This window comes from Ilyobacter sp., assembly GCF_041583315.1.
GTDB lineage: Bacteria > Fusobacteriota > Fusobacteriia > Fusobacteriales > Fusobacteriaceae > Ilyobacter.
The window spans coordinates 1-2,302 of the sequence record NZ_JBFHGC010000470.1 but is presented as its reverse complement, the minus strand read 5'-3'; the positions used below and the strand labels follow the sequence as shown (position 1 = coordinate 2,302).

At 29.9% G+C, this 2,302-nt stretch carries 2 protein-coding genes; both read right to left on the bottom strand.

The window, feature by feature from the left end:
* Positions 1-1,041 (bottom strand): NAD(P)/FAD-dependent oxidoreductase (locus ABZA26_RS13050; protein WP_372714942.1); only part of this gene is annotated, 1,041 nt, incomplete at its 3' end.
* Positions 1,042-1,086: 45 nt separating this feature from the next.
* Positions 1,087-2,091, bottom strand: coding sequence for a glycosyltransferase family 2 protein (locus tag ABZA26_RS13045; RefSeq protein WP_372714941.1), 1,005 nt, complete (start codon positions 2,089-2,091; stop codon positions 1,087-1,089).
* Between the last annotated feature and the right edge of the window lie 211 nt (positions 2,092-2,302).

Genomic DNA, 2,302 nt, shown 5'->3' with positions numbered 1-2,302 from the left:
ATGCTTTAGAATTTTTTCTTCAGAAAGGTTGATTTCGCTTTCTTTTGAAAAATATATTTCTGCCTGGAGAGAGCTGCAACCTTCAGGGGCATTTTCAGGTGATTTTAAGCTTGGGGAATAGACTCTTGCGCTGAGGATATTCTCATCATAAATATAAAACCACAGATTCTTAGGAATATCAGGTTTGTTAAAGCCCAGAGAAACAAGATATCCAGAGGTACATAAAAGTTTTTCAGATGCCTCTACAACTTCTTTTGGGGCATCTTCTATAATTCTGCAAATTTCTGGCAGAGGAAGGCTTGAAACCAGTTTTTTATACTTGCACTGTGTCCCGTCGGAAAAATAAATTTTACGTTTTTTTAAATTGATTTTTATTGCTTTTTTATTTTGTCTGATATCGAGTCCTTTCACCATACTAGTAAGAAAAGATTTATATCCTCCTTTTTTTGGATATCTCATCTCTTTAGCATAGTATGTAACAGGGGTTTCAGTTGTTTTACAACCTTGCTCGATCTCCTCTATAGAAGGAATATAGATTCTCTTACCCACCCATTTTGTCTCGAGTTTCCTAGCCTCTACAGTCCAGTATTTTTTTGTATAAGTAATTGGGAAATTTTCTGCAAAATAATCTCCAAACTGCATTCTGAGCCACTCTTCGTAGTCTCTTATTTCATCCATATTTTTTATTTTTCTTTTTTTAAAATCATTAAGTATTTTTTCTTTTTCCTCATCTGGCAGAGGATAAAGATTGTTTTGAGCTGGATGTTTCAGCCAATAACCTTTGTAATAGTTAAAAGGATCAGGCACGTGAGTATAAAAATCTGTTGATTTTGCAAAGATCTCTTTCACATGGTTGTCTATTGCAAAAGATAGATGTACAAATCTGTCAAATCTGAACCCGTTAATTTCAAAGTTATCAAGCATACCACCCCAAGAGGAGTTTTTTTCAAATATAACGGAATCCACGCCCTTTTCCTTTAAGTGATAGGATGCAGATATTCCTGATATTCCAGCCCCTAAAATAACTATGTTGTAATTCATCTATGTCCTCCCTATAAGTTCTTTTGTGATCCTCATATATAATAACTACAATAACTTAGCCAGATTTATAAAACAACCTGGAAAATACCTGAGTAAAAAAATCTGAATTATATTTTTTATATTTAATTTCTTTGAATATTTCCATTCTAAGTAAGATGTTATCTCAGTAGTAAGAATATTTTCTTTTATATATTTTTTCATCTGATTTGAATTTTGATCGGTTTCATTTTTAATGTAAGATCTGATAACCCATAGAATCTCTTTTGACCTTCTTTTTAGGAATACATTACTTAGTTCTTGGTCTTTTGTTTTATACTCATTATATAAAGTATCGAAAAGTCTGATTTTATTCAGTCTTCTTATATTAAACTTGCCGTTCATAATTGACCCTTTTCTTTTGAAATACTGGACCAGTTCAGAGTTAATGTATCCAATTTTATTGGAATTTAACAAGGCTCTTATACAGAAGTCTTGATCCTCAACATAATAATGAGTTTCATTGTTTTCATTATAAAATATATTATTTAATACCTTTTTTTTGTATATAACACTACAGGTATATAAAAATATTTCTAAATTTATATATTTAATAAGGATATCCCTGTTTTTTTCTATTTTCTTTACATCTTTGAATATATCATTATAATTCTGGACTGTTTTACCATTTTCATCTACTTTTTTAAATTTAAAAAATACAATGTCTGGATCTTCTCTTTCAAAAAGGTTTATTGATTCTTCAAAGGCATTTTTATAAAGAAAGTCATCAGAGTCTAAAAAATAGATATATTCTCCCCTGGCTTCTTTTAACCCTATATTTCTGGACGGGCTAGGACCACCATTTTTTTCTCTGTTTATAATTTTGTGGTCAAAGGTCACTTTTTTTAAAGATTCTTCTATTATTTGTAAACTATTATCTGTAGATGCATCGTTTACAAATATAACTTCAAAATTTCTGTAGGTTTGTGAATCGAGACTATTTATAGTTTTTTTTACAAATTCCCCTATATTATAAAAAGGTATTATGACGCTTATCAGTTTTTCATTCTGCATACTCACCCCTACCTTCGAAAACCATTATTATAAAATAAGTAAAAACCAAAATAATTAATCAGACATTCTCTAAATCTAAAAGAGCTCTGTCCTTTTCTGTTATTATTATGTCTTTAATATTTTCTCTTTCCAAGATCTTATCCAGGTGAATTTCTTTTGATAGTATAGAGATACCATACTGGTCATCTGGAAAAAAATAATTAGAACTCTT

Excerpts from the sequence above, each read along its gene's own strand:
- ABZA26_RS13045 (WP_372714941.1), bottom strand. The coding sequence starts at position 2,091 with ATGCAGAATGAAAAACTGATAAGCGTCATAATACCTTTTTATAATATA.